Here is a 26,890-nt window from a genome sequence, read left to right on the forward strand (position 1 = left end):
GAGAGCGATCATGACAACGGCGCCCTGCGACGTCGACGAGCTGCGCACCCTGTTCCTGTTCGAGAAGCTCACCGACGACCAGCTCCGCTGGCTGTGCGAACGCGGGCACGCCGAACTGCTCGAGCCGGGTCCGGTCTACGCCGAGGGCGAGCCGGCGAGCTGCTTCTACGTGCTCATCGACGGCGCGCTGGTGATGAGCACCCGGGTGGGCGCGGACGACGTCGAGGTCGTGCGCACCTCCCAGCGGGGGGTGTACGCCGGCGCCTGGCACGCCTACCTCGGCGACCGGGTGCCCCAGGTCTACAAGAACTCGATGCGGGTCACCGAGCCCAGCCGGTTCTTCGTCCTCGACGCCGACGACGTGGCCACCGTGATGCGCGAGTGGTTCCCGATGGCCCTGCACATGCTCGAGGGCCTGTTCTTCGGCATGCAGAACACCCAGCAGGTCGTCGGCCAGCGGGAGCGGCTGCTCGCGCTGGGCTCGCTGTCCGCGGGGCTGACCCACGAGCTGAACAACCCGGCGGCCGCGGCCGTGCGGGCCACCTCGGCGCTGCGGGAACGGGTCGCCGGCATGCGGCACAAGCTCGGCATGATCGCCGCCGGTCCGTACGAACGCACCGAGCTGGAGGTGCTCATCCGCCTGCAGGAGGAGGCGGTGGAGCGGGTGGCGAAGGCACCGGCCCTCACCCCGATCGAGGCCACGGACCGCGAGGACCTCATCGGTGACTGGCTGGACGAGCGCGACATAGGCGACGCCTGGGACGTCGCGCCGATCTTCGTGCAGGCCGGCCTGGACGTCGCCTGGCTCGACCACGTGGCCGCCTCGGTGCCGGCGGGCGTGCTCGACGGTGCCGTGCGCTGGCTGACCTACACGGTCGAGAGCGAACTGCTCATGCGGGAGATCGAGGACTCCACCAGCCGCATCTCGACCCTGGTGACCGCCGCCAAGCAGTACTCGCAGATGGACCGGGCGCCGTACCAGACCGTCGACATCCACGAGCTGCTCGACAGCACCCTGATCATGCTCGGCCGCAAGATCGGCGACGACGTCGAGATCCGCCGGGACTACGACCGGTCCCTGCCCGCGATCCCCGCCTACGCCGCCGAGCTCAACCAGGTCTGGACGAACCTGATCGACAACGCCGTCGCCGCGATGGACCACCGCGGGACGCTGACGGTGCGGACCTTCGCGGACCACGACTTCGGCGTCATCGAGATCGGCGACACCGGCCCCGGCATCGACCCCGCCATCCGGGACCGGATCTTCGAGCCGTTCTTCACGACGAAGTCCGTCGGCGAGGGCACCGGCCTCGGCCTGGACATCTCCTGGCGGATCGTGGTGAAGAAGCACCACGGCGACCTGCGAGTCACCTCCGCCCCCGGCGACACCCGCTTCCAGGTCCGTCTCCCCCTCACCGCCCCCACCTGATGGCGGTCCCTCAACGGGTGACGTGACGAACCCTGGCGGCGTCCGCGAGCTGCTCCAGCAGGTCGGCGGCCTTCTCCTCGCGGCCGGCGCGCGCGATCTCGGCCTGCAGGCGGCGCGCCCGCGTCGCATAGCGGGGGTCGGCGAGCACCTGGCGGACGGCCGTGCGGATCTGCTCCGCAGTGGGCGTCTGGGTACGCAGGTCAATCCCCACGCCGGACCAGGCCACCCGGGCGTTGACCTCGTTCTTGTCCTCGGTGCGGCCGGCGCCGACGATCGGCACGCCGTGCGAGAGCGCGAGCTGCGTCCCGCCGTACCCGCCGTTGGTGAGGAAGACGTCGACGTGCGGCAGGAGCTCGTCGAAGGGGATGAAGCGCTCGACCCGGGAGTTCGCCGGCAGCGTCCCGAGCTCGGCCGGGTCGGCGCCGCCGGTCACGGCGACCACGAGGACGTCCTCGCCTGCGAGCGCGTCCAACGCGGGGCGGATCAGCTGGTCCGAGTCGGTCGCGACGGTGCCCTGGTTGACCAGGACGACCCTGCGGCCCGCGGCCAGCTCGGACCACCAGGCCGGCCGCTGCCAGGTCGGGTCGGCCAGCGGGCGCGGCGGACCGACGAAGCGCACCTGGGGCGGCAGATCCGGGACCGGGTACTCGAAGCCAGGCGGGCTGAACTGCAGGTACATCCGACAGACCAGCGGGTACTCGAACACCATCTGGGCGGTCGGCGGCAGGCCGAGCTGCCCGCGGACGTCGTTGACCGCGGCGGTCATCGGCCGGAACACGACCCGGCGCATGAGCTGGTCGAGCGCGCGGTTGCGCATCCGTCCGACCAGACCGGCGGACGGGGCGAGCCCGAGGCCGAACGGCGCCAGCTCCCGGCTCGGGAAACCGAGCACGGTGATGCCGAAACCGGCGAACGCCGGGCCGCCGAGTTCCTGGATCAGCGCCGCGGCGATGAAGGCGGTGTCGCCGACGATGACGTCCGCCGATTCCAGTTCGAGCAGGGCGCGCAGATCCCGGACGTGTCCGAGCAGGGGAAGGGCGAAGCCATGGACCATCTCGAACTGGAGCTTGCGCAGTCCGGTCCGCTTCTGGTGGCCGGGGAACCGCTCGTTCAGGTCGAGGACGCTGAAGTCGTTGTGGTGCTCGCTGATGGGATGAAAGGTGGCGCCGGTGGCCGTGATGGCGTCGGCGAACGCCGAACCGGCGTACCACCGGACGCTGTGGCCGCGGGCCACCAGGGTGCGGGCGACCGGGTACGCCGGGGCGGTGTGGCCTACACCGGGAGTGGTGGCAAACAGGAAACGGGCCACGGAAAGGTCACCTCTCGGGCTGGCCGTCAGGCCACCGGGCTCAGGCCGCCGTCGAGGTTGACGGCCGTGCCGGTGATGTAGGCGGCCCGCGCGGAGAGCAGGAAGGCGACGAGGTCGGCGAACTCCTGCGCCCGGCCCACCCGACCCAGCGGGATGCCGGAGTCGCGGCCCATCCGCGCGTAAAGCTCGTCGATCCCGATGCCCTGCGCGGCCGCGGCCCGATCCCACTGACCGCTCTCGACCATGCCGATGAGGATCGCGTTGACCCGGACGTTGTCCGGGCCGAACTCCTTGGACAGGGCCTTGGTGAGCGCGAGGCCGGCGGCCCGGGTGACCGACGTCGGCATCGAGCCCGCGCCCGGCGTCCGGGCGGTGATCGACAGCGAGTTCACGATGCTGCCGCCGCCCGCCCGGCGCAGGTGTGGCAGGACGAGCCGGGACGCCCGGACCGCCGCGTGCAGCTTCAGGTCGAGGTCGCCCTGCCAGGCCTCGTCGGTCTGGCGCTCGAACGGCCCCGCGGAGCTGGCCCCGGCGTTGTTGACCAGGGCGTGGACGGCGTCCCACCGCTCGGTGGCTGCGGCGACGAACCGCTCGAGGTCGGCCGGTTCGCGGACGTCGGCGACCACCGGCAGGATCTCCCCGGCCGAGCCGCCCGCCGCCTCGGCGACCGACCGCAGCCGCGCCTCGTCCCGGCCGCAGAAGGCCACCCTGGCCCCCTCCGCGGCCAGCGTCCGCACCAGGGCGGCGCCGAGGCCGTCCGAGCCGCCGGTCACCAGCACGACCCGGCCCGCAAGCTGCAGATCCATCCCGCTCCCCTACTCCAGGCCCGCTGTCCTGCCGGCCGTCCTACTGAAGCCGGCCGTCCTACTGAAGGTAGTGCTCGACCTGGGAGACGCTGGCCGGCTCGGCGCCCTGCGGGTCCTGGCCGGCATCGCGCAGCGCGCGGCGTCGGCGCAACAGGTCCCAGCACTGGTCCAGCTCCTGCTCCAGGCGATCGAGGCGCTCGTGCTCGGTCTCGGCGTCGATCTCGCCGCGGGCGCGACGGCCCCGCAGCTCGTGCTCCTCGGCCACGAGGGCGCTGACCTGGGCGTAGATCCGCTCGTCGTCCACCCGCCCACTCAATCACGCCAGCTCGGGACCGCGGGGACGCCACCGTGAACCGGACGACCTTCGCGGAACATGATGGTCGGGATGTGACCTGACATACTGTCCGCGTGGGAATCGCGATGATGCGAGCCGCGGTCTGTCATCGGCTGGGCACGCCGGACGAGATCACGACCGAGCCGGTACCCAGGCCCGCACCGGGGCCGGGTGAGGCGCTGATCAGGGTGCACGCGGCGGCGGTCAACCTGCCCGACGTGCTCATCGCCGCGGGCCGTTACCAGGTGCCGGTGCCGCCGCCGTTCACCCCCGGCAGCGAGTTCGCGGGGGTCGTCGTCGGCGTCGGGCCGCAGGTGACGGGCGTCCGGGTCGGTGACCGGGTGGCCGGCGCGGCGATGAGCGGCGCGTTCGCCGAGTACGTCGCCGCCCCGGCGGGCTCGCTCATCCCGGTGCCGGGCGGGGTGGACCTCGCCGTCGCCGCGGCGAGCTGGGTCTGCCACCTCACCGCCTACCACGCGCTGCGCTCGATCGCGGACATCGCGCCCGGGGAGCGGCTGGTCGTGCTGGGGGCCGCCGGCGGCGTCGGGCTCGCGACGGTGGAGCTGGGCGCGCTGCTCGGCGCGCGGGTGATCGCCGCGGCGTCCAGCCCGGAGAAGCTCGCGGCCTGCAAGGAGCGCGGCGCCGAGCACCTGATCGACTACGAGCGCACGCCGTTACGCGACGCGATCCGGTCGGCGGCCGGCGGCGCGGACGTGGTCGTCGACCCCGTCGGCGGACGCTTCGCCGAGGCGGCGCTGCGCACCCTCGGCTGGGGCGGACGGTTCGTCACCGTCGGCTACGCCAGCGGGGAGATCCCGCGCATCCCCCTCAACCTGCTGCTGTTGAAGGGCATGATCGTGCGCGGCTTCGAGCTACGCACCTTCCCCCAGTTCGAACCGGAGCTCGCGGCGCGGGACCGGGCCGAGCTCGCCGAGCTGCTCGGCACCGGCCGGGTCGCCCCGCTCATCGGCGCCCGCTTCCCGCTGGCCGACACCGGCGCCGCCCTGGCCCACGTGGCCGAGCGGCGCGCGATCGGCAAGGTCGTCCTGGAGATGACGGACGGCGACGACACCGGCCTCGATGGCTGAGTCGGCCGTGGCCTCGCGGCTCGGCCAGACCGGGCGGCCGGGAGACGCCGCGCAGCCCGCGGACACCGCGCAGCCCGCGGACACCGCGCAGCCCGCGGACGCCGCGCAGGCGCAGGTGCGGCGACTGCTCGACGTGGGGCTGGCCCTGCTCATCGACCGCGGGACGTCGGAGGCGGTGCGGGTCGCGGACCTCATCTCGGCCGCGGGGCTGTCGAACAAGGCGTTCTACCGCTGCTTCGCCAGCAAGGACGATCTGGTCGCCGCGATCGTGGACGACGGGATGCGGCGGGCCGAGTCCTACCTGCGGCACCGGATGGGCCGGGAGACCTCGCCGGAAAGCCAGCTCCGGGCATTGATCGCGGGCCTCCTCCACCAGGCGACGGACCCCGTCATCGGCGCGGCGACGCGGGCCGTGCTGGCGCAGTCGGAACGGTCGCGGGACGTCGCCGGCAGTGCCGCCCGGGCCTCGCTGGACATGATCGCCGGGCTGGCCACCGGCCCGCTGGCCGAGCTGGGCGTGGAATATCCGCGAGACAAGGCGCGGCTGTTCGCCATCACGCTGACCGGCGCCGTGCAGGACGTGCTCTGGGGTCGCTGCGATCGGTCGTCGCGGGCGGAGGAGGTCGCCGCGTACTGCCTCGCCGGCGTGCGGGCGCCGGTCGACCCTCGCTGACAGCACGGCGGCGGCCACCCCTGGCTCCGGATCGGACGACCACCTTCCGTCACCCCTCGCTGGTGCCCGCCGCACCGCATGGGGACGCGGCCGCCCGGGTATGGACAAGGCCGGACCGCACGGAGTGGGTGAGGAGTCTTGACACAGGAGCGTCCGGACCTCTTCGAGCTCCTGAACCTCGCGGTGACCGTGACGGATCTTCGCACCGGCCGCCTGCGCCGGGCCAACGCGGCGGCCTGCAACCTGCTCGGCCAGTCCGAGGCCGAGCTGGTCGGCACGTACTGGCAGGACGTCACCGTCCCCGAGGAGCGCGCGCTGTGGCACGAGGAGATCCACCGGCCCGGCCGGCACCAGCCGCCGTCCCGGCGGTTGGTCCGCCTGCGGCGCCCTGACCACAGCACCGTGCACGTCCTCGTCACCTCGGCGACGGTGCCGGGACCGGCGGGACGGGAGATCCTCAGCCAGCTCCAGGACGTCTCCGACGAGATCACGGCGAACGACCGGCTGCGCCTCATCCTGGACCACACGCCGGTGTCCATGTTCCTGATGGATCGGGCGGGGCTCGTGCTCGCCAGCGAGGGCCTCCTGGACGCGACGCTCACCCGCCTCACCGAGCATCCCGACGTCTCGGTGTTCACGCTCTTCGAGGACCTGCCCGACGCCGTCGGCCTGGTGCGCGCCGCGCTCGACGGGCACCCCGTGCACGACGTCCTCGAGGCCTTCGGCCGCTACTTCGACCTGCATCTCATTCCGATCGAGGGACCCGACGGCGAGGTGAGCTACCTCACCTGCGTGGCCACGGACGTCACCGAACACCAACAGGCGCTGGCCACCCTGCGCACCCGCTCGGACGAGCAGGCCATGGTGGCCGACCTGGGCCAGCAGGCGCTGGAGAGTCTGGACGCCACCACGATGTGGACCCACGCCGCCCGCATTCTCGCCGAGCATCTGACGGCCGGCACCGTCCGGATCCACGAACTCGACGACGCCGGGCAGCGGACCCGCATCCTCGCCGACGTCTCCGCCGACCCGGCCCGCACCACCCACACCGACCCGGCCCGCACCGACCCGGCCTGGGCCGGCGGCCGCCGGACCGACGGGGCATGGTGCCCGCCGCGGCCTGCCACCCGGACCACCGCGGGCGGCCACGACCTCGTCGTGGCAACCGGCCGAGGTGATCGGCCGCTGGCGGTCGTCGAGGTGAGCCGTCCCTCGCCCGCACCGGCGTTCAGCGAGCAGGACGCCCAGTTCGTCCGCTCGGTCGGCGCCGTGCTGGGGGCGGCGGCGGTGCGCTTCCGGATGGAGGACGAGATCCGCCGCCAGTCCCTGCGCGACGGGCTCACCGGGCTACCGAACCGGACGGCCCTGCTCGACCGGCTGGACCGGGCGCTGCGCCGGGCGCGGGGGGACGGGACCCGGATCGGCGTGCTGTTCATCGACCTCGACGGCTTCAAGACGGTCAACGACACCCTCGGCCACCAGGCCGGCGACCACCTGCTGCGGCTGACGGCAGATCGGCTCGAACATGCCGTGCGGCCCGCCGACGTCGTCGGGCGGCTCTCCGGCGACGAGTTCGCCGTACTGTGCGAGAACATCGACTCCCCCGCCGCCGTCGAGGCGATCGCCGACCGGGTACTCGCCACCCTGGACACGCCCTGCATGCTGCGCGAGCGCACGATCCTGCTGTCGGCCAGCGTCGGCATCGCCCTGTCCGAACCGGAGACCGCCGACGGCGAGGACCTGCTCAACGCCGCGGACATCGCGATGTACGCCGCGAAGCGTCGCGGGCCGGGGCGGCGGCTGGCGTTCGACGAGGTGATGCGCACCCGGCTGATCGCCCAGATCACCGAAAACGACGAGCTGCGCCGGGCCGTGTCCGCCGACGAGCTGGTCATGCGCTACCAGCCGATCCAGGACATCGACCGCGGACTGGCCGGCGCGCAGGCGCTGCCGCACTGGCGCCATCCGCGCCGCGGTCTGGTGCCGCCCGCGCAGTTCCTGCCCGAGCCCGCGCACGTCGGCCTGCGGGTACCGATCGACCGCTGGGCCGTGGGCCGGGCCTGCCGGGCCGCCGCCCGGTGGGAAGGCGTGCCCGGCGACGGCGAGCCGCCGCCGCTGCTGGCCGTGACCGTCTCCGGCCGCTGCCTCGTCGAACCGCGGTTCATTCCCGAGCTGGACGTGCTACTGGCCGCCACCGGCGCGGACATCCACTACCGACTGTGCCTCCAGATCCCCGAGGGGGAGGTCGCCGACGACGAGCCCGCGTTGCTCGCCGCCTTCGGCGAGCTGCGCCGCCTGGGGGTGGATCTCTGCATCGGCGACTACGGGTCGGCCCGGACGATGGCCTCCGCCATGAACCGGGTGCCCTTCGGCTACATCCGGCTCAGCGGGACGTACGTCGACGGCGTCGATCTCAACCCGGTGCGCCACGCCGCCTCGGGTGCCCTCATCCATTTCGCCCATGAGCTCGGCATCCAGACGATGGCCGGGGACGTCGCGACGACCGCGCAGCTGGACACGCTGCGGGCGCTGCGCTGCGACCTCCTGCTCGGACCGATGATCGGTCCGAGCGCGGCGCGGCTGCCACGGCTGACCGGACGCGCGCGCGCGAGGGGGGCCAGCCATCCCGGGACCCCTTCTCGCGGACGGTGACATCCCCGCACGGCGGGCGCCCCCGAACGGTGACGGTCGGCAACGACGACCGCCGCAGAGGGGTGACGACAACGTCAGATAAGCCGCAGCCACGACCCCGGCGGACGACCCGGCGTCGCGTGGTCGCCCGCCGCGACCGCCACCGCCACGGCCACCGGGGCGCCGGCGCCGCCGGCTCCACCGGCTCCACCGCCGGCCCACATCCGCCGCCCGGCGGGCGCGCGCCGCGCAGCCGGACCGGACCGACAGCCCCTCCGCCGCCGGCCTGAAGCGGACTGGCAGCAGGTGACGGCCAGCCCCGGCCACCCGCCGACGCATCGGCTGCCCCGCGTCCGGATCTGAGGTTCAATGAACGATGAAACATCTAACTTCGTACGTGAGATGTCCGGCAGGTCCCGGCCCAGCCGGGATCACGCCGTAGCCATACACCCGGAACGGGGCCTACCCACACCCGGCATCATGTGACATCTTTGTCAGAAATCGAGGTAGCCTCGTATGCTGAGGTGAGGCGCCGCCGGCTGCGGACAGCCGCCCCGGCGGCCGTCACGGCGGTCCCGGTTTGATCGTGGGCGTTCACCCGGCGGCCGCGGATCGACGGCTGCGGGCGAGATCCCGCCGTGCCGGCCCCGCCCGCCGCCCCGCTCCACGATCCGTGTGGCGATGTTGCTACTGCCCGGGGCGGTGGCGCCTGATCCCCCCTGGCAGTAGAAATCAGGAAAGGCGTGGCTCTCTCCGCTCTGCGAGAGGAACACGCGCGAGCGAGGAGGTCGAAAACGTGAGCCTTGTCACCAAGCCCGGTACCCGCTATCGGTCAGCCGTCGACCAGACGGAGGTCATCGTGGTGAAACCCGCGAAGGGACCGATCGATCTGCGGTGCGGCGGCCACCCGGTGGTGGCCATCGGCACCGAGGCCCCCACCGGGCTCACCCTGGACCCCGCGTTCTCCGCCGGCACGCCGCTGGGCAAGCGGTTCGCCGACGGCGACACCGGCCTGGAGCTGCTGTGCACCAAGGGCGGCGCCGGTTCCCTGTCCATCGGGGAGGTCATCCTCGCCCAGAAGGACGCCAAGCCCCTGCCCTCCTCTGACTGACGGGTAGCCACGATGCACCTCGGGATGCTTCTCGAAATGGCCGCGGACGGCATGGCCGACCGGGTCGCGCTCGGCCCGTTGGCCTCCGGTCTGACCTTCGCCGAGCTGGCCAGCCGGGCCCGTCGCCTGGGCGCCGCGCTCGAGGCGCGGCCGGGCGAGCGGGTCGGGCTGATCGACCTGAACTCCCCCGCGGTTCCCCTGACCCTGTTCGGCGCGGCGATCGCCGGCAAGCCGTTCGTGCCGATCAACTACCGCCTGGCGGATCCGCAGTTGCGCGCCATCGTCGCCCGCACCGCCCCGGCGACGATCATCGTGGGTGAGGGTGTCGTCGAGCGGGTCGGGCCGGTCGACGGCATCGAGTTCCTCAGCCGGGCCGAGGCCCTGGCGCTCGCCGAGGACCCCGAGGGCAAGGAGAAGGACGGCTGGGGCGGCGACGCCGACGAGATTGCCGTCCTGCTGTTCACCAGCGGCACCACGGGCGAGCCGAAGGCCGCCGTGCTGCGGCACAGCAACCTGACCGAATACATCATCTCCACCGTCGAGTTCGCCGGCTCGGCGCAGGACGAGGCCGCGATCGTCAGCGTGCCGCCGTACCACATCGCGGGCATCTCGGCGGTGCTGTCGTCGACCTACTCCGGGCGCCGGGTGGTCCAGCTCGAGGCGTTCGACCCGACCGCCTGGGTGACCATCGTCCGGGAGGAGTCGATCACCCACGCGATGGTCGTCCCGACGATGCTCGGCCGCATCCTGGACATCGTGGAGGCCGACGGCCTGGGTCTGCCGTCGCTGCGTTCGCTGTCCTACGGTGGCGGCCCGATGCCCCTGCCGGTCATCGAGCGCGCGGTCGGCCTGCTGCCGAACGTCGGCTTCGTCAACGCCTACGGGCTCACCGAGACCTCCAGCACCATCGCGGTACTCGGTCCCGACGACCACCAGGCGGCGTTCGCCAGCGACGACCCGGCGGTCCGCGCCCGGCTCGCCTCCGTCGGCAAGCCGCTGCCGACGCTCGAAGTGTCGATCCGCGACGCGGTCGGCATCGAGGTGCCCGTCGGCGAGCGCGGAGAGATCTACGTGCGCGGCGGCCAGGTCTCCGGCGAGTACCTCGGTCGGGGCACGACGCTGGACTCCGACGGCTGGTTCCCGACCCGCGACGAGGGGCACCTCGACGAGGCCGGTTACCTGTTCGTCCACGGCCGGCTCGACGACGTGATCGTGCGCGGCGGGGAGAACCTGTCGCCGGGCGAGATCGAGGCGGTGCTGCTCGAGCACCCGGGTGTGCTCGAGGCCGCGGTCGTCGGGATCCCGAACAAGGAGTGGGGCGAGCAGGTCGTCGCCGCCGTCGTCACCTCCGGCGGGGTGACGGAGGAGGACCTCAAGGCGCACGTCCGCACGCGGCTGCGCTCCAGCCGGACCCCCGATCACATCCAGTTCCGGGAGGAACTGCCGTTCAACGAGAGCGGCAAGCTGCTGCGCCGGGTGCTTCGGACCGAACTGTCCGAGGCCTTCACCTGATCGGTTCCGCATCGCGTGCCCGCCGGCCGGCTGCGACCGGCGGGCACGGGATGCGGCGTACGGCCCGCGGCGTGTCATCCCTACCGGGATCGGGCGTGCCGCGGACCAGCCGCCGTTCGGTGACGCGCGCTGGCGAGGACGAGGCGAGGATGAGCTGATCATGACTGTCGTTCCCACCGGCCCCGGTCCCGTCGGGGAGCCGGAGGTCGGCGCCACGTCAGCCGGCGCGGCCGCGGATCTCGCCCTGCCGTTGCAGGACGTCCTCGGGGTCCGGGAGTCCGAGCCGGACGTGTTCGTCGGCGCCCGGGGTGCGCGCGCCCGCACCGGCATCTTCGGTGGTCAGCTCGCCGGTCAGGCACTCGCGGCGGCCCAGCAGACCGCGCAGTTCCCGGCGCACTCCCTGCACGGCTACTTCCTGCAGTCCGGTGACCCGGAGATTCCGGTGAGCTACCACGTCGAGCGGATCCGCGACGGCCGCTCGTCCGCGGTGCGCCGCGTGGTCGCCCGCCAGCACGACCGCCGGCTGTTCGAGGTGATGGCGTCGTTCACCACCCCACGCGAGGGGCTCGACCACGCCGATCCGGCCCCGCCCGACGTGCCCGATCCCGAGTCGCTGCCCGACCTGCCCAGCCATCTCGCCGCCTGGGGGTTCGACGGCCCGCTGCCCCCGCACTTCGCGGTGCTGGACTTCCGGCCGGTCAGCGTCGTGTCCCCGCTCGCCCCACGGGCGTATCCCCCCAGCCAGCAGGTCTGGTTCCGGGTCAGGACCGCGCTGGCGGACGATCCCCGCATCCATCTGCAGGCGATCGTCTACGGGTCCGACCTGTATCTGCTGTCCACCGCCCTGCGGCCGCACGGGATCGCGTCGGCCAGCCCGGGGGTGGCGTTCGCCAGCCTCGACCACGCGATCTGGTTCCACCGCCCGTTCCGGGCCGACGAGTGGCTGCTGCACGACCAGCACTCCCCGACCGCCTCCGCCGGGCGCGGGTACTCGACCGGAAAGATCTTCCGGCGGGACGGCACCCTGGTCGCGACGACCGCCCAGCAGGGTTTCATCCGCCCGCCGGCCGGCGCCGTCGGCGGGCAGCGGCCGCCGACGCGCTGAGCCGCCGCGCAAGGTAGACGTCCGGGACGCCGTCGTGGTCGTCGTCGGCCGTCTCGAGCTGGTGGATCCGCGCGTAGGCGCGGTTACGCAGCCGCAGCACCACCGTCGCCAGCAGGGCGGCGGTGACCGAAGCAGTCAGCACACCCACCTTCACATGATCGTCACGGGCGCTGCCGGGCCCGAACGCCAACTCCCCGATGAGCAGCGACACCGTGAACCCGATCCCGCCGAGCAGCGCGAGCCCCGCGACGTCGATCCAGGCCAGGCCGCGCTCGAGGCTCGCCCCGGTGAAGCGGGCGACGAGCCAGGTCGTCGTGAAGATACCGATCGCCTTGCCGACGACCAGGCCGACGATGACGCCGAGAGCGGCCCGGTCGGACAGCGCGTCGGCGAGCCCCGCCAGCCCGCCGACCGTCACCCCGGCCGAGCAGAAGGCGAAGACCGGCACGGCGACGCCCGCCGACAGCGGCCGCCACCGGTGCTCGAAGTGTTCCGCGAGCCCCGGTCCCGCCTGCGGTCCCCCGGCCCGCTCGCTGCGCAACACCGGCACGGCGAAGCCGAGCAGCACCCCGGCGACCGTGGCATGCACCCCGGAGGCGTGGACGAGCGCCCAGGTGAGCACCGCGAGCGGCAGCAGCAGCCACCACGCCCGCACCCGGCGCTGCGCCAGCACCGTGAACGCCGCCAACGGGACTGCGGCGGCGACCAGCGCCACCACGGACAGCTCACTCGTGTAGGCGACGGCGATGATCACGATGGCCAACAGGTCGTCGACCACGGCGAGGGTCAGCAGGAAGGTACGCAGCGCCGATGGCAGGCACCGGCCGACGACCGCGAGCACCGACAGGGCGAAGGCGATGTCGGTGGCGGTCGGGATCGCCCAGCCCCGCAACGCCCCGCCGTGCAGGTTCAGCAGCGTGTACAGCACGGCCGGAACGGCCACCCCGCCCGCGGCGGCGGCCACCGGCAGCGCCGCCCGGCCAGGGTCACGCAGGTCCCCGGCGACGAACTCACGTTTGAGTTCGAGACCGGCGACGAAGAAGAAGACGGCCAGCAGCCCGTCGGCAGCCCACTCGCGGACCGAGAGGTCCAGATGCAGCGCCGACGGGCCGAAGTGGGTGGTCAGCAGCGAATCGTAGGAGCCCGACCAGGGTGAGTTCGCCCAGCCGAGGGCCAGGACGGTGGCGGCGAGCAGCAGCGCCCCGCCGATCGTCTCATCGCGCAGGATCGCCGCGATCCGCCGGGTCTCCGCCCAGGAGCCGCGGGCGAACAGACGGCGGGCGCGTCGCGTCGGCGAGTTCAGAACGGTCTCCCAGCGTCCGGGGTCGGGTGGGTCACCGCCGACCAGACTTCCCGGCACACCGTGATCGAGCCTAACCGAACGCCGCTCCCCCAGCGGCGTGCCGCCCGATGACCCACCCACGCACCGTCCCCGCCGCCAGGCCGCCCCGCCCGCCGCGTACCGGCATCACCGGCCGGGCACTCCCGACATCGTCAGCGGTGCGGGCGCATCGTCCCGCCCGGCCCGCTCGGCGGGGCCGGCCGCGGGCGCCGTCCCTTCCCGGTAGGTCTCGCCGTCGGGCCCGTAACGGACGGGTCGGGACAGCGTCTGTGCCCCGAAACGGCGCCGGTCCCGGACCTGGTCACGCCAGATCACCAGGGCGGGCAGCAGGAACATCGCCGCCAGCAGCGCGACGGCTATGAGTATTCGATCCCATTCGAATCCCGAGTCCACAGATCGTCCTTCGATCGATGATCGTCCGATGACGGGCATGCGTGCCCGGCCCGCCGCGCGGCTCAGGCTGCGCAAGCAGGCTTTCCGGAGCCCGGACCCGAGGTCGATCACCCGCTGCCGCCACCACGCCACGGCAGGACGGGCTGGCCGCAGTGCGTGGGCCGGTGACCTCGGCGCGCGGCGGTGGCGGAGTTGCGCGGAAGAGCGCGCGTCGAAGTCTCGGCGATGCCGGCTCGGACATCGTCAGCCGGTGGGCGGGGCATCGGGGCGTCCGTCAGCACGGCGGCAGCGCCTGGGAAATCAGGCGGCAGCCGACCTCACGGCCCTGCCGCGACGCGGGCCTACCGCGACGCGGGCCTACCTCGAGAACTGGCGAGGCCGCGGCGGTGGGCCGCGGGCGGCCAAGGCGCCGGCGCAGGCGTCGGCACGGCCGGCGCGGCGCGCCGGTCGGCGCCAGCGGACGAGCAGGGGAAGGACGAGGGCCACCGCGCCCGACGCGAGGACGAACGCGGTGGGATGGCCCGGCGACCACGGCCCCGCCAGCAGCGTTCGAGCGTCCGGGCGCGGAGTCGTGGTCTCGTCGGAACCGACCGGGACGGCGAACGCCGTGGCCGTGGGCAGCGCCCCCTCGACCACGTGCAGGCCCGCCGCCCGCCCGCCGGCGCCGCCGGATGCGCCCACCAGGCCGATCAGCAACAGCAGGGACGCCACCCAGCCCGCGCGCAGGCGCCGACGCGGGAGGGTGGTCACGCGACCAGGCTAAACCAGCGACGATGCCCAGGCCGGCCCGATCGCGGCCGACGGCGCCCGGTCGGGGCCGATCGTCGGGGCCGTCAGCGGGAGGGTGCTGCCGCGGGATCAACCACGGGCCGGGTCCCCTGGAAGCGGAAGCTGCTCGCCCCGGTCTCGATGCGCGTCCCGTCGAATCCGGCCGCGGCGAGCCGGGCCGCCAGCCCGTCGGGGTCGACCGTGATCGAGGTGTCCCCGAGATGGATGAGCCGGAAGCCGAAGCTCGTCAGGCTGTCACTGCCCGCGAAAGTCCCGCCCGGCCTGAGCACCCGGAACGCCTCCGCGAACAGTTGGTCCTGTTTCGCCGGCGACGGAACGTGATGCAGCATGGTGAAGGCCACGACCGTGTCGAAGGAGCCGTCCTCCGCCGGAATCCGGGTGGCGTCGCCGTGCAGGATGCGCACCCGCGAGCCCAGCCGGCGCTCGAGCAGGCGCGCCGACTCCTCGTCTATCTCCAGCGCGGTGAGCGACGGCGTGAGATTCGCGAGCACTCGGGTGGTGGCGCCGAAACCGGGCCCGAGTTCCAGCACGTTATTGCCCAGGGAGACGTCGGCGAGCGCCCAGGGGAGAAATTTCTTCTCCACCGCGGTCGCCCACCGTTCAGACGCGCACAACTTTCGGTGCAGCAGATTCATCGCCATATCCGGACCCTAGATCTGCCCGTTCGCGACGGCCATCCACTACCCTGCCAATGTATGTCGCACAGCGGTCAGCATCTCGGGATCACCGACGGCCGGCTTTACGGCGGCGGCCCTGGTGCCGTCGCGATCGCCGACTTTCAGATGACCGCCAGGCACCGTTTCGGGCAGCATCGCCATCTGGTCCATCAGCTGGCCTGGGCGCGTCGCGGGGTGCTGACGGTCCAGGTCGAGGCGCAGGCCTGGTTCCTGCCCCCGACGCTCGCCCTGTGGATCCCCGCCGGGCTGGCCCACATGACGCGCAGCGCGGACCACGCCTGGATGCGCAGTCCGTATTTCCTGCCCTCGCGCTGCCCGATCCCGTGGTCGACGGCGACGGTGGTCGCCGTCGGGCCGCTGCTGCGCGAACTCCTCGACCATCTCGCCGTGCCCGATCTGCCACCGGCGCAGCGGATGCGGGCCGAGGCGGTCCTGTTCGATCTCCTGCGCCCGATGCCCGCCGCGGCCCTGCCGTTGCCGATGCCGACCGAACCCCGGGCCCGCCGGGTCGCCGACTGTCTGGTCGCCGATCCCACCGACGACCGGACCGTGGCCCGCTTCGCCGCCGACGCCGGGGTGAGCGCCCGGACGCTGCGGCGGACCTTCACGGCGCAGACCGGCATGACGTTCGAGCGGTGGCGGCGCCACGCCCGCCTACGCGCGGCGATGCCCGCGCTCGCCGCCGGCCTCCCGGTCAGCACGGCCGCCCGCCGCGCCGGTTACGCGACCCCGAGCGCCTTCGTCGCCGCCTTCCGCCGCACGATCGGCGTGCCGCCGGGCGTTTACTTCGCCCACCGACCATCCCAGCACCGCCCGCCCGGCGAACACGACGACCGGTGGACCTGACGTCGCGCCACATTGTCCGGTCCGCTGGGGTGGCCGGGCTCCCGATGACCGTCGACCCGGCAGCGTCTAAAGTCTCGGGTGTGTACCTGATTCAGATCTACGGCTGACACGGACGGGGCGTGTCCCCGTCCCGCATCCCTGTGTGCGTGCTCCACGGCAGGCCGCGCCGTCGTGGACATCGACGCCGGTTTGTCGTGTCCTTTCCCCGTAGACCTGAAACGAGTGATCTCCGGTGTCCCATCTCCGTTCTCATGTCGCGATGGTCGGTATCCCCGCCGTCAGTCACGTCCTGCCCAGCCTCGAGGTCATCCGCGAACTGGTGGGTCGCGGCCACCGCGTGACCTCTGCGAATGACCCGGCCGTGGCCAGCCTGATCACGGCGACCGGCGCCGAGTTCGTCCCCTACGACTCCAGGTTGCCGGTCGCCGACAACGACTGGCCGGACGACCCCATCGCCGCGATGGACGTCTTCCTCGACGACGCCATCCGGACACTGCCGCAGCTGCAGGCCGTCTACGGCCACGACCGCCCGCTCCTGCAGCTGTCCCCGACATTCGTGGCCTGGAGGAGCTACGAGCAGGATGTCGCGGCGCACCTGTGGCAGCTGCCGGGCGCCGACGTCTACCGGGCCAGGTTCGCGGCCTGGCCCGCCACCTGCGGAACATCCACCACGGACGTGGATGCCTTCTCCGGCCGTCCCCCGCGTGCCCTGGCGCTCGTCCCCAGGGCCATGCAGCCGCACGCCGACCAGGTCGACTCCCGCCGGCCGGCATTCTACCGCCAGTGCCCGGCGGCGTACGGCGGCCTGGCCGGCTGGCACGTCGTCCTCCAGATCGGTAGGCACACCGACGCGACGGAGCTCGGCGACATCCCACCCAACATCGAGGTGCACCCCTGGGTGCCTCAGCTCGCGATCCTGGAACAGGCTGACGCATTCATCACGCATGCCGGAATGGGCGGCAGCAGCGAGGGGCTGTTCACCACCGAAGCACGAGCCGAAGGCGGCACCACGCGGGCCGCCGACCTCATCGAGAACATGCTGAGCTGAAACCTCAGCCCCTACCGGGGAAACCGTGGGGTAGACGCCACCATCACCGCCCCGACCTCCACCCCGCGGTCGACACGCACCCACCCGTGCCGACCATCCCCTGACGGTCCGTCAGCGGTTGTGCTCGTCCGGGTCGGGGGCGGGGCTCCTCAGCACCTCGATGACGCTCGCGTAGCTGTCGGAGCCGTGGCCCGCGGCCCTGGCCTGCTCCATGACGGATTTCAGGAGTTCGGGCAGGGCGTTGTCGACGCCCCGGGAGGCCGCGGCGTGCAGGAGATGGTCTATGGACGCGATCTGGACGTCGACCGTGGCGTCGTCACCCGGGTAGCGGCCGGCGTCCACCTGGGGTGCGTACGTGGTGAGGAAACCGGCCACGGCGGTCAGCCAGCGGACCGCGAAGGGGGTGAAAGTCGTGGCGGACGTCTTCTCCGCCCCGACCAGGGCGGTGCCGTGCAGCCAGCCGGTCAGCGTGGACCACATCAGGCCGAGCAGCGCGACGTCGTAGAGGGAAGCCAGGCCGGGGTCGTCTCCCAGGTGCAGGGGGTCACCCAGGAACGCCAGGGTCTGACGATGGGCGTCGAAGACGTCGTCCGGACCGCCGTAGAGGAACATCATCTCGGGGCTGCCGACACCCGGCGGCGTGGTCATGATCGCGCCGTCCAGGTAGTCGGCTCCGTGGGACCGGGCCCATGCCATCGCCTCGCGGGCCTGTTCCGGCGAGCCGGAGGTGAGGTTGACCAGAACCTTGCCGGCGAGGGCATCTACGGAGGGAGCGAGAACGGAGTACAGCACGTCGTAGTCGAGCACACAGACGATGACGAATGGACTCGCCTCGACCGCCTCCCGCGGCGTCCCGGTCAGGCGTGCACCCCGGTCGACCAGCGACTGGGCCTTGTGCGCCGAGCGGTTCCACACGGTCGTCGGGCAGCCGGCATCCAGCAGCACGGCGGCGAGCGCCGAGCCCATCAGGCCCAGTCCGATGACGGTGACGGCAGGTGGGTGGGAATTCATGCCACAGCTCCTTGTGCGTTCGGGGCAGTTGTCTGTCCGCGGAGCAGGCTCGCAGCGGACGGCGCCCCGGAACAGTGACAGGCATGACGCCTACCGCCACATTCCTGCCATAGCCTCGACACATGGGTGCTGGTTCGGTCGCTCTGGTCGTACCCCAGGAGATCGGGGTTCTCTCTTGGGACCTGTACGAGTTGAGCATCCCCTGGACCGTTTTCGGGAAGCCGCAAACCGATCTGGTCAACCCCTGGTACGACCTGTGGCTGTGCGGGACTGGCGGGCGACAGGCTGACGACCAGGGCACTTCCCTGGCAGGAATCGGGCTGTCGCTTCAGACCCGTTACGGATTGGACGACCTCGCCCGCGCGGACACAGTCGTCGTCGCCTCGGTACCCGATGCCTGTTTGGACGAGGACATGCCGCTGCCCCCCACGCTGATCACGGCCCTACGCCGCGCCCACAAGGCGGGTGCCCGGATGGTCTCGCTGTGTACCGGTGCGTTCGCGCTCGCTGAGGCCGGATTGCTCGACGGACGCCGCGCCACCGCCCATTGGATGCACACCACCGACCTGGCCAGGCGTTACCCGAAGGTGCAGGTCGACGACTCTGTGCTGTATGTGGACGACGGCGATGTCCTCACCAGCGCGGGGATGACCGCCGGTCTCGACCTCTGTCTCCATATCGTGCGCCGCGACCTGGGCGCGCACGTCGCCAATCAGCTCGCCCGCCGAATGGTGGTACCCGCCCATCGGTCTGGCGGTCAGGCGCAGTTCATCGACCTGTCTGTCCCCGCCGCCGACGACAGCGGTCTGGGGCCCGTGCTGGACTGGGTCCGCGCCCACCTGGACGAACCTCTGACCGTCGCCGACCTGGCGCGACAAGGCGCCATGAGCCCGCGGACGCTCTACCGCCGGCTGCGGGCAGCTACTGGGACAACGCCGCTGCAGTGGCTCCTGCGGCAACGGCTTGACCATGCCCGGACCCTGCTGGAATCGACGGACCTGTCCGTCGAGAAGATCGGGGAGCTGAGCGGGCTGGGGACGGCAACCAATCTCCGGCATCACTTCGTCAAACACGTCGGGATATCGCCTAGCGCCTACCGCCAGGCCTTCCCCCGGGCAGTGCCCGAGTCGTCGCTCGCCACTTGACCGACGAGTGGCGCTACCGACGGCGGCGATACCGACGAGCGGCGATAGCTTTCGGCGGGACGGGCACCCGGTTCCGCTTGAGAGACGGTCGAGGGTCGGCGCCGGCCTGGGTCTGGATCACTGGGCGGAAGGCCCTCATGGGGCCGATCGACATCTGGTCTTTTCGCGGGCGGCGACCCGAATCCGGGAGTCAGAAGGGAGCGTAAGGGTCTTCTGCTGCGACCGGACCCGGGTGCCTGCGGAAGAATCTAGGGCTCGGCGAAAGCGATCAAGAGGGATGATCCGTGGTACTTTGCGCGGGGCCCGATCACGGCTACCACGTAACGTGATAGTCACGCTTTCCTACGCCGATATGTCCAAGAAGTCGGCTAGGCCGCGAAGTTCCTGACCCAACGATCGCTTGCGGCTCTGCACGATGGTGAGCAGGACGTCCTTCGCCTTACGCTGAGGCCGCAGCCATTCGGGGGAGTTTTTCCGCAGATGGACAAGAATGCTGGTGGCGTCGTGGTAGTCCCGTAGCGTGGTGTGGGCGGACGTGACGTCGAGTAGATGGCGGCTCAGGTTGTCGGACCGGTATCGGCCTGTCCGTGGCTGTGAGATCTTCTCCGCGAGTCTCAGCACCCCCCGCGCGTCACCTGTGATCATGACTGCTTCGGCGCGTTTCATCGTCACGACGGTCGGGCCGAAGGTCGTCAGCTACTGGTGGTAGCGACCGGGCGAGCGGATGACGGACACGCGCGATGCGGCAACCTCGGCGAGCGACAGGAATTCGTCGGAGGAGTCGCGCCGATTGTTGCGTATCGCGGCGGCCGACCCGCGAAGCAGGAGCCACCCCCACGCGAGAGTTCCGCATCGCTGGCCGTGGACATCCGCGGTTCGATCGTCGAGGCGGTGTCTCGGGCGAGCGACTCCGCGTCGGTGAACCGACCCTGCCGGATGAACAGCCATGCCTGCGAGATGGCGCCGGATGCGGCGGTGAGCGGATCTCCCGCGCCCGTTGCGTCCTGTATTGCCTCACGAATGGCCGTGTAGGCAAGATCGTACTGTCGCACCTGTGTCAGGAACCATCCGGCAAGCTGGTAGATCTCGGCGCGCAGTCGCAGCAGTGTGGAACGTTCCTCGGAAGCGGCATGGTCGATCAGCCAATGGCTTTCGCGGACCATACGCGGAAGCATCGCGGCGACGGCTTCGAAGTCGTCGGCGTGGTAGAGGCGGACGGCTTCCGACAGCGCCGCGCGCAGGTCCGCCTCCCACACCTCACCGGACGGCTGTCCCGCGAAGGACGCGGCTCCCCCGATGCCGACAACAGGAGTGAGCACCTGACGCAAAGGAAGAAGATTCAGCTTATTATCTTCCTCTCGGTCGGGGGTAGGCGTAGGGGAAGCCGACCCGAAGAGAGTCGATGTCTCGACGTCGAGGGCACGCGCAAGGATATGAAGCGTTTCGATCCGGGCACTTCCACCCTGTTCGATCTTACGAATCGTGGAAACACTGAGTCCGGCCGCGTCCGCAAGTGCTTCCTGGGTCAGTCCACGTCGGTGGCGCAGGTTCTGGAGAGAGGTTCCCGGTGCCGACTCGTCGACCATCGCGCCCTCTTCTCGCCCCACGCGCGAAAGTCACCCTCAGGATACGGCGACGCCACGCTCAGACCGGCCCCCCGCGCCCATCCCACCAACGCGAGGAAGGTGCCCCCTCGCTGGGATGGGTGGCTGTGGCGGACGATCACCGCGTCAAGGTGGGAACGCGCACGGGGCCGCAGTCCCGCGCCTGATCCGGGTTGGGTGCCCCCCAGCCCCAAACCCACCCCCCACCCCCACCCCCCCAACCACGGGCAAGTTCGTGGGGGGGTTCGGGGGGCTCGGCCCCCCCGGCAAAATAAAGAGACGCCCTGTTTCTCCCCCAAAAGGGAGAAAACAAGACGCCCAAAGTCTCGTGGAGCTGAGGGGATTCGAACCCCTGACCCTCACACTGCCAGTGTGATGCGCTACCAGACTGCGCCACAGCCCCAACTGCTGTTCATTTATATCAGACCGAGCGAACCTCGGTGTGTTGCCCCCCTGGCACCGATACCGCCGCGCCTGGTGGGCTACTTCGGCAAGTGTACAGGCTCCGTGTCGGACTCCGTCGAGGCCCCCTGGCTCGGCAGGAGGGACTCGGACAGACCCGATCCGGCGATGCCGACCTTACCAGTCAGCAGCGGACCCGCGTTGTGCTCGGCGAGCCGGTACCCGCCCTCGACGAGACGGATGATCGACCACCGGCAGTTCGCCAGCGGGCCGAAGTGCCACCACAGCTCCGGCGGCAGGCCGAGGACGTGGCCGATCAGCGAGCGGGCGGTGCCGCCGTGCAGCACGAACACGACGAGCCCGTCCGGCTCGGACGCCAGCCCCTCGGCGCGGACCTCGTCGAAGACCTCTCCGGCGCGCCGGGCGACCTCACGGTAGGTCTCCCCGCCGCCGCGGCGCACGTCCTCGCCGCGGCGCCAGGCGCGGTCCTCCTCCGGGAACTTGACGGCCGCCTCGGCGCCGGTCAGTCCGGACCACAGCCCGAGATCGATCTCGCGCAACCGGGCGTCGGAGCGGAATGGCAGGTCGAGCCCGGCCGCGGTGTCCCGGCAACGTTGCAGATCGGACGAGACGACCAGGTCCGGACGCATCGCCCGGATGATCGGGGCTACCGCGGCAACCTGGGCCCGGCCGGTGGCGTCGAGGGGCGGGTCCGCGTGCCCCTGGAAACGACCGACGTCGTTCCAGGTGGTCCGGCCGTGCCGCCAGAGCAGCAGCCTCACAGGGTGTTCGCCGAACCGCCACCGAGCGGGCCGGCCGATGAGGGCACCCCGGGCACCGAGATTGCGGCACCGGCCGCGGCCCCGACCGCCGCGTCGGTGAACGGGATCACCGGGCAGTCCTTCCACAGCCGTTCCAGGGCGTAGAAGACGCGTTCCTCGTCCCGCTGGACGTGCACGACCACGTCGACGAAGTCGAGCAGGACCCAGTGGCCCTCCCGCTCTCCCTCACGCCGGACGGGCTTGACCCCGAGCTGGCGCAGCTTCTCCTCGATCTCGTCGACGATGCCCTTGACCTGCCTCTCGTTGCCCGCGGAGGCGAGCACGAAGCAGTCGGTGATGGCCAGTCGCTCGCTCACGTCGAGGATGTGCAGGTCGTGGCCGAGTTTGTCGGCCGCCGCCTGCGCGGCGGCGAGGGCGAGTTCGACGGCTCGCGGGGAAGCGGTCACGCTCAGGGTCTCCAGGGTGGCGACGTCCGCGGGCCGGCCGCCACCGGCCGCCCCGCGCACCGCCCGTGGTCGGGCGGCTAAGTCCAGCGTGACACATCCCCGCCCGGGCAGGGCACCCATCAGGCCGGCGACGGCCCGAAAGCCGTGATATCGCCGCACCGGCCCCGGTTCGGGACGGTAGGGGCACCGGCCCAGCGAACGACATGCGACGGGCGGGCCGCCCGATCGGGCCAGGTGGTCGGTGCCGGCCAGGGTCGGTGGCAGGTACCGGTCAGGGTCGGTGGCAGGTACCGGTCAGGGTCGGTGGCTGGTAGAGGTGCCTCTTGGCGATGTAGCGCACCACACCGTCCGGCGTGAGGTACCAGATCGGGGCACCGCGCCCGACCCGCTGGCGGATGTCGGAGGACGAGATCGCCAGGGCCGGCACTTCCAGCAGGCTCACCGAGTTCGCCGGCAGCGCGGCGTCCAGGGCGAGCTGGTAGCCGGGGCGGCTGACCCCGACGAAATGCGCCAGCTCGAACAGCTCGCGATGGTCACGCCAGGTGAAGATCTGGGCGAGCGCGTCGGCGCCGGTGATGAAGAACAGCTCGTCGTCCGGCCGGGCTCCGCGCAGGTCGCGCAGGGTGTCGATGGTGTAGGTCGCCCCGCCCCGGTCGATCTCGACCCGGCTGACGGTGAACTGCGGGTTCTCCGCGGTGGCGAGGAAGGTCATCAGGTAGCGGTCCTCCGGGTCCGAGACCACGCGGTGGACCTTCTGCCACGGCTGCCCGCTCGGCACGAACACGACCTCGTCGAGGTCGAACAGGGCGGCCACCTCGCTGGCGGCCACGAGGTGCCCGTTGTGGACGGGATCGAAGGTCCCACCCATCACGCCGAGACGCACGATCGGACAGTAACTCCGCAAGACCGGCACGCGCGCGCAGCGCGCGGCGGGACGGGAGATGTCCCACAAAGCCTCCCACCAGCGACCCCGCCTCCCCACCAGCGACCCCGCCTCCCCACCAGCGGCCCCCGACCCCCACACCGCACGTCACCCGGCCAGTCCCGCCTGGCGGTCCGGGTCCCGGCCACCCCCGCCGGGGCTGGCGGCCCGGGACGAACCAGCCCCGCGGGGGACGACCCGGCTAGGCTGACGGCAGGCCACCGGCCACCCCCGTCCCACCGCGAGGAGGCGCCGCCCATGCCGACCAGCCCGCGCGCGGGGCAGCCCGCCGCCCCCGAGGACCTCATCGACGTCGACGCCCTGCTCGCGGCGTACCACGATGTCCGCCCCGATCCCGCGGACCCCGCCCAGCGGGTGTCGTTCGGAACCTCCGGGCACCGCGGATCGGCGCTGCGCGGCTCCTTCAACGCCGACCACATCCTGGCCACCACGCAGGCGATCTGCGACTACCGGGCGGCGGCGGGCGTCGACGGCCCGCTGTTCCTCGGGATCGACACCCACGCCCTGTCCGCCCCGGCGCTGGCCAGCGCCCTGGAGGTGCTCGTCGCGAACGGCGTGCCGGTGCGCATCGCCCCGGACGGCGAGGCGACGCCGACCCCGGTGATCTCGCACGCCATCCTGGGGCACAACCGCGACCGTGGTGCCACCCCTGCGGCCGCCGCCGCCGCGCGCGGGCTCGCCGACGGGATCGTGGTGACGCCGTCGCACAACCCGCCGGCCGACGGCGGCTTCAAGTACAACCCGGCCCATGGCGGCCCGGCCGACACCGCCGCCACCAAGGTCATCCAGGACCGGGCGAACGCCCTGCTCGAGGCCGGTCTCACCGGTGTCGCCCGGGTGCCCTACGCGCAGGCGCGGGCCGCCGCGGTGGTGCACGACTACGTCGGCGCCTACGTCGCCGACCTGGGTGACGTCGTCGACCTCGACGCGATCCGCGCCGCCGGCGTCCGCATCGGCGTCGATCCGCTCGGCGGCGCGAGCCTGGTCTACTGGCAGGCGCTCGCCGAGCGCTACAAGCTCGACCTGGACGTGGTCAACACCACCGTCGACCCGACCTTCTCGTTCATGACGACGGACTGGGACGGCAAGATCCGGATGGATCCGTCGTCGCCCCACGCGATGGCCTCCCTGCTGCGCCTCGCCGGTTCCTTCGACGTGGCGTTGGCCAACGACGCCGACGCCGACCGGCACGGCATCGTCACCCCCGGCGCCGGGCTGCTGAACCCGAACCACTACCTGTCCGCGGCGATCGCCTACCTGTTCGTCCATCGCGCCGACTGGCCCGCGGGCACGGCGATCGGCAAGACCCTGGTGAGCTCCAGCATGATCGACCGGGTCGGCGCGGGCATCGGCCGCGCTGTCGTCGAGGTGCCGGTCGGCTTCAAGTGGTTCGTCGGCGGGCTCACCGACGGCACCCTCGGCTTCGGCGGGGAGGAGAGCGCGGGCGCGTCGTTCCTGCGCCGCGGCGGCGGGGTGTGGACGACGGACAAGGACGGCCTCATCGCCTGCCTGCTCGCCGCGGAGATGACGGCGGTCACCGGCCGCGATCCCGGGGCGCTGTACCGGGAGCTGACCGAGCTGCACGGCGCCCCGGCGTACCGGCGGGTCGACGCCCCCGCCACGACGGCGCAGAAGAAGATCCTGGCGGCCCTCACCCCGGCGAGCCTGAGCGCGACGACGCTGGCCGGCTCACCGGTGACCGCCGCGCTGTCGCAGGCGCCCGGCAACGGCGCCGCGATCGGCGGGGTGAAGGTCGTCACCGCCGACGCCTGGTTCGCGGCCCGCCCGTCCGGCACCGAGGACGTCTACAAGATCTACGCGGAGAGCTTCCGCGGTCCGGAGCACCTCGACGAGGTGATCACACAGGCCCAGGCGATCGTGGACGCCGCCCTCGCCCGCGGCTGACCGACCGTGTGACTTCCTTGCCCTTCCAGAGACTTTTGTATCCGTTTTATCCCTCTGGAGATGCGGGGAGCGGCGGGTCAGGAGGGCAGCAGGCGCTCGATGAAGACCTGGAGCTGGTCGATGTTGCGGCATTCCACCATCTCGTCGACCAGCTCGGCGTAGACGTCGGTGGCCGAGTCGCCGGAACCCCAGTAGCTGCGCGGCTCCGGATTGAGCCAGTAGGAGTGCCGGGCCTGCGCGCACAGCCGCCGGAACACCGCCGCCGACGTCGGCCGGTAGTTGTTACGCGCGTCGCCGAGGATGAGCAGCGACGTCTTCGGCCCCACCGCCTCCGGGTACTTCTCGGCGAAGACCTCGATGGCGTGGCCGTAGTCGCTGTGCCCGTCGAACCAGACCAGGTCGGCCTCGCCGGAGATCCGCGCCATCATGTCGCCGAGATCGAGGCCGCGCAGATAGCGGGTCACCTCGTCGGTGGTGTCGATGAAGGCGAATGCGCGGACCTTCGCGAACTGCTCGCGCAGCGCGTGGGTCAGCATCAGGGTGAAGTGCGCGAACGACGACACCGAGCCGGAGACGTCGCACAGCACGACCAGCTCGGGCTTGTGCGGCTTGTGCGGGCGGTGCTTGGTGTCCACCGGCACGCCGCCGGTCGCCAGCGACGCGCGAACCGTGCGCCGGAAGTCCAGCCGGCCGGTGCGGCCGAGGCGGCGCCGCGCGGTCAGCCGGGTCGCGAGCCGGCGGGCGAGCGGGTAGACCTGCCGGCGCAGCTCGACGAGGTCGCGCTGGGAGGCGCGCAGGAACTCGACCTGGTCGCTGAGCGGCTTGACCGCGCTGCGCTCGACCGCCTCGATGCCGCGTTCCTCGGCCATCCGGCGCCGCACCTCCGCGCCCACCAGCTCCTCGAACTCACGGATCCGGTCGGTGATCGTCTGCCGGGCGGCCCGCTCGGCGAGGCCGCCGCGCTCGGAGTCGCCCAGCAGCGCCGAGAGCAGGTCGGAGATGAGCGTCTCCGCGGACATCGCGCGCAGCACCCGGTACAGGAACCAGGAACGGCCGGCGCTGCCCCGCGCCGAACCGAACGCGCTCACCGCCTGCCGGGCGAGCTGGCGCAGCGCCTCGTCGTCGCCGTCGCGCAGCGCGTCGAGCAGCTGGTCGCGCAGCGCCTGCCGCAGCGCCTCCAGCTCCTCCGGCGTCAGGTCGCCGGGATCGGGCTCGCCGTCGGCGGACGCGCCGTCTCCGGTGGCCGACGGGTCGTCGGCGAGGTCGTCCAGCGAGACACCGTCGCCGATGCGCGGCGGGAAGTACAGGTCGAACAGCGTGTCGAAGGCGGGCCGGTACACCGGCCGTTTGCACAGGGTCGCGGCGAACGACGCCCGCACGGCGTCCCGGTTGGCCCAGCCCAGGGCCCCGATGGCGCGGGCTGCGTCCACCGTCTCGGCGCTGCTGACCGGGACGCCGGCCCGGCGCAGGGCGGCGGTGAACTCGACGGTGCGGTCCAGCAGGTTCATGCCGGCGCCCCCTTGTGGACGTGCGGCCGTGTGAGGGCCGCCGCGGTAATC

Annotated in this window: 25 protein-coding genes and 1 tRNA gene; 11 read left to right on the forward strand and 15 right to left on the reverse strand. The window is 72.0% G+C overall.

Annotation, left to right across the window (positions count from 1 at the left end):
* Positions 1–10 precede the first annotated feature (10 nt).
* On the forward strand, positions 11–1,429 hold the full coding sequence (locus tag FRAQA3DRAFT_RS14475; protein ID WP_009739779.1) for an ATP-binding protein: 1,419 nt from the start codon (positions 11–13) through the stop codon (positions 1,427–1,429).
* A gap of 10 nt (positions 1,430–1,439) precedes the next feature.
* Here the strand turns inward: FRAQA3DRAFT_RS14475 and FRAQA3DRAFT_RS14480 are convergent, their stop codons facing one another.
* From FRAQA3DRAFT_RS14480 to FRAQA3DRAFT_RS14490, 3 genes are read right to left on the reverse strand one after another with little or no spacing between them, the layout of a single operon-like run.
* A complete protein-coding gene (locus FRAQA3DRAFT_RS14480) occupies positions 1,440–2,738 on the reverse strand; it encodes a glycosyltransferase (RefSeq protein ID WP_009739780.1) in 1,299 nt (432 codons plus the stop codon).
* 26 nt (positions 2,739–2,764) lie between these two features.
* Positions 2,765–3,544 carry an SDR family oxidoreductase gene (locus FRAQA3DRAFT_RS14485; RefSeq protein WP_009739781.1) on the reverse strand — a complete coding sequence of 260 codons (780 nt, stop codon included), beginning with the start codon at positions 3,542–3,544 and terminating at the stop codon, positions 2,765–2,767.
* Positions 3,545–3,602: 58 nt separating this feature from the next.
* Entirely contained in the window at positions 3,603–3,848 is a 246-nt protein-coding gene (locus FRAQA3DRAFT_RS14490) for a DUF2630 family protein (protein ID WP_009739782.1), read from the reverse strand.
* Between the two features lie 116 nt (positions 3,849–3,964).
* Between FRAQA3DRAFT_RS14490 and FRAQA3DRAFT_RS14495 the strand changes: the two genes are divergently transcribed.
* From FRAQA3DRAFT_RS14495 to FRAQA3DRAFT_RS14520, 6 genes are all read left to right on the forward strand, one after another.
* Positions 3,965–4,966 carry an NADPH:quinone oxidoreductase family protein gene (locus tag FRAQA3DRAFT_RS14495; protein ID WP_009739783.1) on the forward strand — a complete coding sequence of 334 codons (1,002 nt, stop codon included), beginning with the start codon at positions 3,965–3,967 and terminating at the stop codon, positions 4,964–4,966.
* Positions 4,959–5,639, forward strand: coding sequence for a TetR/AcrR family transcriptional regulator (locus FRAQA3DRAFT_RS14500; protein WP_009739784.1), 681 nt, complete (start codon positions 4,959–4,961; stop codon positions 5,637–5,639). Before FRAQA3DRAFT_RS14495 ends, FRAQA3DRAFT_RS14500 begins: the two co-directional genes overlap by 8 nt.
* A gap of 138 nt (positions 5,640–5,777) precedes the next feature.
* Positions 5,778–8,291, forward strand: coding sequence for an EAL domain-containing protein (locus FRAQA3DRAFT_RS14505; RefSeq protein ID WP_009739785.1), 2,514 nt, complete (start codon positions 5,778–5,780; stop codon positions 8,289–8,291).
* Between the two features lie 775 nt (positions 8,292–9,066).
* On the forward strand, positions 9,067–9,381 hold the full coding sequence (locus FRAQA3DRAFT_RS14510) for a hypothetical protein (RefSeq protein ID WP_009739786.1): 315 nt from the start codon (positions 9,067–9,069) through the stop codon (positions 9,379–9,381).
* 12 nt (positions 9,382–9,393) lie between these two features.
* Complete coding sequence (locus FRAQA3DRAFT_RS14515) at positions 9,394–10,893, forward strand: class I adenylate-forming enzyme family protein (protein WP_009739787.1); 1,500 nt, start codon at positions 9,394–9,396, stop codon at positions 10,891–10,893.
* A 160-nt stretch (positions 10,894–11,053) separates the two neighbouring features.
* The gene (locus tag FRAQA3DRAFT_RS14520) at positions 11,054–11,998 is read left to right on the forward strand and encodes an acyl-CoA thioesterase II (RefSeq protein ID WP_009739788.1); all 945 of its coding nucleotides are present in this window, start codon (positions 11,054–11,056) and stop codon (positions 11,996–11,998) included.
* Here the strand turns inward: FRAQA3DRAFT_RS14520 and nhaA are convergent.
* The 4 genes from nhaA to FRAQA3DRAFT_RS14540 form a co-directional block, all read right to left on the reverse strand.
* Positions 11,946–13,301 carry a Na+/H+ antiporter NhaA gene (gene nhaA, locus FRAQA3DRAFT_RS14525; RefSeq protein WP_083873747.1) on the reverse strand — a complete coding sequence of 452 codons (1,356 nt, stop codon included), beginning with the start codon at positions 13,299–13,301 and terminating at the stop codon, positions 11,946–11,948. The genes FRAQA3DRAFT_RS14520 and nhaA overlap by 53 nt on opposite strands.
* Positions 13,302–13,466: 165 nt before the next feature.
* A complete protein-coding gene (locus FRAQA3DRAFT_RS14530; RefSeq protein WP_009739790.1) occupies positions 13,467–13,733 on the reverse strand; it encodes a hypothetical protein in 267 nt (88 codons plus the stop codon).
* Between the two features lie 357 nt (positions 13,734–14,090).
* Positions 14,091–14,483: a hypothetical protein gene (locus FRAQA3DRAFT_RS14535; protein ID WP_009739791.1), complete on the reverse strand. Its 393-nt coding sequence runs from the start codon at positions 14,481–14,483 to the stop codon at positions 14,091–14,093.
* A gap of 83 nt (positions 14,484–14,566) precedes the next feature.
* The gene (locus FRAQA3DRAFT_RS14540) at positions 14,567–15,163 is read right to left on the reverse strand and encodes a class I SAM-dependent methyltransferase (protein ID WP_009739792.1); all 597 of its coding nucleotides are present in this window, start codon (positions 15,161–15,163) and stop codon (positions 14,567–14,569) included.
* A 54-nt stretch (positions 15,164–15,217) separates the two neighbouring features.
* Here FRAQA3DRAFT_RS14540 and FRAQA3DRAFT_RS14545 point away from each other — a divergent pair, with 54 nt between their 5' ends.
* Both FRAQA3DRAFT_RS14545 and FRAQA3DRAFT_RS14550 read left to right on the forward strand, forming a co-directional pair.
* Positions 15,218–16,045, forward strand: coding sequence for a helix-turn-helix transcriptional regulator (locus tag FRAQA3DRAFT_RS14545; protein WP_009739793.1), 828 nt, complete (start codon positions 15,218–15,220; stop codon positions 16,043–16,045).
* 232 nt (positions 16,046–16,277) lie between these two features.
* Positions 16,278–17,093 carry a glycosyl transferase family 28 gene (locus tag FRAQA3DRAFT_RS14550; RefSeq protein WP_009739794.1) on the forward strand — a complete coding sequence of 272 codons (816 nt, stop codon included), beginning with the start codon at positions 16,278–16,280 and terminating at the stop codon, positions 17,091–17,093.
* A gap of 111 nt (positions 17,094–17,204) precedes the next feature.
* Here the strand turns inward: FRAQA3DRAFT_RS14550 and FRAQA3DRAFT_RS14555 are convergent, their stop codons facing one another.
* Positions 17,205–18,104, reverse strand: a complete 900-nt coding sequence (locus FRAQA3DRAFT_RS14555; protein ID WP_009739795.1) for an NAD(P)-dependent oxidoreductase — start codon at positions 18,102–18,104, stop codon at positions 17,205–17,207.
* Between the two features lie 122 nt (positions 18,105–18,226).
* Between FRAQA3DRAFT_RS14555 and FRAQA3DRAFT_RS14560 the strand changes: the two genes are divergently transcribed.
* A complete protein-coding gene (locus FRAQA3DRAFT_RS14560; protein ID WP_009739796.1) occupies positions 18,227–19,249 on the forward strand; it encodes a GlxA family transcriptional regulator in 1,023 nt (340 codons plus the stop codon).
* Between the two features lie 342 nt (positions 19,250–19,591).
* Here FRAQA3DRAFT_RS14560 and FRAQA3DRAFT_RS37255 read toward each other — a convergent pair whose 3' ends face one another.
* From FRAQA3DRAFT_RS37255 to nadD, 6 genes are all read right to left on the reverse strand, one after another.
* Entirely contained in the window at positions 19,592–19,894 is a 303-nt protein-coding gene (locus FRAQA3DRAFT_RS37255; protein ID WP_232292050.1) for a hypothetical protein, read from the reverse strand.
* A 47-nt stretch (positions 19,895–19,941) separates the two neighbouring features.
* Positions 19,942–20,835 carry a helix-turn-helix domain-containing protein gene (locus tag FRAQA3DRAFT_RS14565; protein WP_232292051.1) on the reverse strand — a complete coding sequence of 298 codons (894 nt, stop codon included), beginning with the start codon at positions 20,833–20,835 and terminating at the stop codon, positions 19,942–19,944.
* Between the two features lie 347 nt (positions 20,836–21,182).
* Positions 21,183–21,256, reverse strand: a tRNA-Ala gene (locus tag FRAQA3DRAFT_RS14570).
* Positions 21,257–21,335: 79 nt separating this feature from the next.
* Positions 21,336–22,037, reverse strand: coding sequence for a histidine phosphatase family protein (locus FRAQA3DRAFT_RS14575; protein WP_009739797.1), 702 nt, complete (start codon positions 22,035–22,037; stop codon positions 21,336–21,338).
* Complete coding sequence (rsfS, locus tag FRAQA3DRAFT_RS14580) at positions 22,034–22,483, reverse strand: ribosome silencing factor (protein ID WP_035922933.1); 450 nt, start codon at positions 22,481–22,483, stop codon at positions 22,034–22,036. The genes FRAQA3DRAFT_RS14575 and rsfS overlap by 4 nt, the downstream gene beginning before the upstream one ends.
* Before the next feature lie 271 nt (positions 22,484–22,754).
* On the reverse strand, positions 22,755–23,351 hold the full coding sequence (gene nadD, locus FRAQA3DRAFT_RS14585) for a nicotinate-nucleotide adenylyltransferase (RefSeq protein ID WP_198287166.1): 597 nt from the start codon (positions 23,349–23,351) through the stop codon (positions 22,755–22,757).
* A gap of 312 nt (positions 23,352–23,663) precedes the next feature.
* Here nadD and pgm point away from each other — a divergent pair, with 312 nt between their 5' ends.
* A complete protein-coding gene (gene pgm / locus FRAQA3DRAFT_RS14590; RefSeq protein ID WP_009739800.1) occupies positions 23,664–25,331 on the forward strand; it encodes a phosphoglucomutase (alpha-D-glucose-1,6-bisphosphate-dependent) in 1,668 nt (555 codons plus the stop codon).
* A 77-nt stretch (positions 25,332–25,408) separates the two neighbouring features.
* Here pgm and FRAQA3DRAFT_RS14595 read toward each other — a convergent pair whose 3' ends face one another.
* Positions 25,409–26,839, reverse strand: a complete 1,431-nt coding sequence (locus FRAQA3DRAFT_RS14595; RefSeq protein ID WP_009739801.1) for a VWA domain-containing protein — start codon at positions 26,837–26,839, stop codon at positions 25,409–25,411.
* Between the last annotated feature and the right edge of the window lie 51 nt (positions 26,840–26,890).

Source organism: Frankia sp. QA3, assembly GCF_000262465.1.
In the GTDB taxonomy this organism is placed as follows: domain Bacteria; phylum Actinomycetota; class Actinomycetes; order Frankiales; family Frankiaceae; genus Frankia.

Bases quoted from the DNA above. Each gene is read 5' to 3' on its own strand.
- FRAQA3DRAFT_RS14560 (WP_009739796.1), top strand. From the start codon at position 18,227: ATGGGTGCTGGTTCGGTCGCTCTGGTCGTACCCCAGGAGATCGGGGTT.
- FRAQA3DRAFT_RS14520 (WP_009739788.1), top strand. From the start codon at position 11,054: ATGACTGTCGTTCCCACCGGCCCCGGTCCCGTCGGGGAGCCGGAGGTC.
- FRAQA3DRAFT_RS14475 (WP_009739779.1), top strand. From the start codon at position 11: ATGACAACGGCGCCCTGCGACGTCGACGAGCTGCGCACCCTGTTCCTG.
- FRAQA3DRAFT_RS14540 (WP_009739792.1), bottom strand. From the start codon at position 15,163: ATGGCGATGAATCTGCTGCACCGAAAGTTGTGCGCGTCTGAACGGTGG.
- FRAQA3DRAFT_RS14485 (WP_009739781.1), bottom strand. From the start codon at position 3,544: ATGGATCTGCAGCTTGCGGGCCGGGTCGTGCTGGTGACCGGCGGCTCG.
- FRAQA3DRAFT_RS14515 (WP_009739787.1), top strand. From the start codon at position 9,394: ATGCACCTCGGGATGCTTCTCGAAATGGCCGCGGACGGCATGGCCGAC.
- FRAQA3DRAFT_RS14500 (WP_009739784.1), top strand. From the start codon at position 4,959: ATGGCTGAGTCGGCCGTGGCCTCGCGGCTCGGCCAGACCGGGCGGCCG.
- nadD (WP_198287166.1), bottom strand. From the start codon at position 23,351: ATGGGTGGGACCTTCGATCCCGTCCACAACGGGCACCTCGTGGCCGCC.
- pgm (WP_009739800.1), top strand. From the start codon at position 23,664: ATGCCGACCAGCCCGCGCGCGGGGCAGCCCGCCGCCCCCGAGGACCTC.
- FRAQA3DRAFT_RS14555 (WP_009739795.1), bottom strand. From the start codon at position 18,104: ATGAATTCCCACCCACCTGCCGTCACCGTCATCGGACTGGGCCTGATG.
- FRAQA3DRAFT_RS14595 (WP_009739801.1), bottom strand. From the start codon at position 26,839: ATGAACCTGCTGGACCGCACCGTCGAGTTCACCGCCGCCCTGCGCCGG.
- FRAQA3DRAFT_RS14545 (WP_009739793.1), top strand. From the start codon at position 15,218: ATGTCGCACAGCGGTCAGCATCTCGGGATCACCGACGGCCGGCTTTAC.
- FRAQA3DRAFT_RS37255 (WP_232292050.1), bottom strand. From the start codon at position 19,894: ATGATCACAGGTGACGCGCGGGGGGTGCTGAGACTCGCGGAGAAGATC.
- FRAQA3DRAFT_RS14565 (WP_232292051.1), bottom strand. From the start codon at position 20,835: ATGGTCGACGAGTCGGCACCGGGAACCTCTCTCCAGAACCTGCGCCAC.
- FRAQA3DRAFT_RS14495 (WP_009739783.1), top strand. From the start codon at position 3,965: ATGATGCGAGCCGCGGTCTGTCATCGGCTGGGCACGCCGGACGAGATC.